Raw genomic sequence first — 1383 nt, 5'->3', positions numbered from 1 at the left:
GAAGCCCGCCGCGGGCGGGGCCGAGGGCGAGGGCGGGGGTACGGCCGGACCGGTGCGGGCGGGCCGGCCGCGCTGGGTGCTGCCGACCGCGGCGATCGCCGTGCCGGTCGTGGTGGCCGGCGTGGTGATCGCGGTCAGCGAGGGCAAGCAGGGCGGCTCCGCCACCGTCGCCGTCTCCGAGCAGGAGTGCGGCAAGGGCTTCGCCGACCCGCGGCCCGGCCAGCAGGTGTTCCAGATGCGCAACACCGGTGACAAGGTCGCCGAGGTCTACCTCGTCGACCCGGGCAGCGGCGCGGTCTACGGGGAGATCGAGGGCCTGGCCCCCGGCACCACCCGCGCCCTGACCGCCACCATCGGCTCCGGCGACTACGCCTGGCGCTGCGTGCCCACCGGCGGCAAGTCCGTCACCTCCGCCGCCGTGCACGTCAGCGGCGCCGCCGTGGTCAAGGCCGTCAAGCCGGTCGCCGAGGAGGACCTCAAGGCCCCGCTGGACAGCTACAAGGAGTACGTCGACCAGGGCCTCGCGACGCTCGTGACGGAGAGCCGGAAGCTCCAGGCCGACGTGCGCTCCGGGGACCTCGCCACGGCGAAGGCCGACTGGCTCACCGCCCACGTCCAGTACGCCTCGCTCGGCGCCGCGTACGGCACCTTCGCCGACCTCGACGGCAAGATCGACGGCCGCCCGGACGGACTCGCCGAGAAGGAGCGGGACCCGGGCTTCACCGGCTTCCTGCGGCTGGAGTACGGCCTCTGGCACGACCAGTCCGCCGCCGAGCTGACGCCCGTCGCCGACGACCTGGCGCAGAACGTGGAGAAGCTGGCGCACGACTTCCCCGGCCAGGACTTCGCCCCCGGCGACCTGCCGCTGCGCGCCCACGAGATCCTGGAGAACACCCTCCAGTTCGAGCTGACCGGCGACACCGACATGGGCAGCGGCACCAACCTGGCCACCGCCCAGGCCAACCTGACCGGCACCCAGGAGCTGCTGACCCTGCTCCAGCCGCTGCTCGACGAGCGGGACCCGCAGGTGCTCGTCAAGGTGAACGCCGGGATGAAGCGGGTCGGCGACCTGGTCGCCGCCGCCCACCGGCCCGAGGGCTGGACCCCGGTCGACCGGCTGCCCGCCGACGCCCGCCGACAGCTCAACGGCGCCACCGGTGAACTGCTCGAAGACCTCGCCCCCGTCCCCGCCCTGCTCGAGATCCGGAAGGCCGCCTGATGACCGACCACACCGCAGCCACCGGGTCCTGCCCGTTCCCGCACGCCGCTGCCGCCGCCTCCGTTGCCGCTGTCGAGGCCGTCGGGGAGGGCGGCTGCCCGGCCGGACCGGCCCGGCGCAGCTTCGTCCGGGCCGCGCTCGGCGCGGGCGCCGGAGCGGCCGTG

1 protein-coding gene is annotated in these 1383 nt (G+C 75.1%); it reads left to right on the top strand.

All coding sequences use genetic code 11. The features are described from left to right. A partial coding sequence (locus tag AE652_RS41445; RefSeq protein WP_049661165.1) for an EfeM/EfeO family lipoprotein occupies positions 1 to 1219 on the top strand: 1219 nt, incomplete at its 5' end. Positions 1220 to 1383: the final 164 nt, after the last annotated feature.

The organism is Kitasatospora sp. MY 5-36 (genome assembly GCF_001182915.1).
In the GTDB taxonomy this organism is placed as follows: domain Bacteria; phylum Actinomycetota; class Actinomycetes; order Streptomycetales; family Streptomycetaceae; genus Kitasatospora.
This window is presented reverse-complemented; position numbering and strand designations above follow the sequence as displayed.